The organism is Vibrio sp. 1402 (assembly GCF_033340275.1).
The window spans coordinates 1-575 of sequence record NZ_JAWOWE010000504.1; the positions used below are offsets into that span (position 1 = coordinate 1).

General features: G+C 49.0%; 1 protein-coding gene. It reads right to left on the minus strand.

Annotation, left to right across the window (positions count from 1 at the left end):
* Positions 1–575, minus strand: a 575-nt coding sequence (locus tag R7044_RS26935; RefSeq protein WP_318141750.1) for an imelysin family protein, incomplete at both ends; no start/stop codon positions are given.

A 575-nucleotide genomic window follows, 5' to 3' on the forward strand; every position in this document is an offset into this window, starting at 1 on the left:
TTAAGTTAGAGAGCGAGGTTTCTGAGCGCCAAGATTCCGAGAAGTAAGGACGAGGATGCCCTATCTTGGCTAGCGGACGGCTGAGCTTTTTCATGCTGTATTCTAGCTGGTTAGAAAGCAGCGAAATGTACTCCGATTCCCACTCTGTCTTTTGCAAAGACTTCCACGGGTTTTCAGCCCAAGAGTTAGCGATGATCTGTGCTTTATCGTGCAAGTTTTCGGCAATCGCTACACCTGATTCACACACATTGCTATTGGTGTTAAGCGTGGATGCATCATCATAAAGTAACCATTCCAACGCCCCCAAACCTTGCACAGTCACGCTTTGTGTCGAGATCTCTTCCACTGTCCAAACTTTATCGGCTTTAGTCAGCGCCGACATTTTACGCCCGGTGGTATTTTTTTTATCGGGCCAGAATTGTACGTTCCAGCTTTGCTCCAGCGCGGTCGCGGGGCCACGTTCCTGTCCTTGAAGCGCCATCCAAGCCAGCATGGTTCTGTGCCACTGTTGTTGTACTGGTTCCACGTCATTTTTCGGCGCAGAACAAAAATCAGCAAAGCTCTGCTCTAACTGC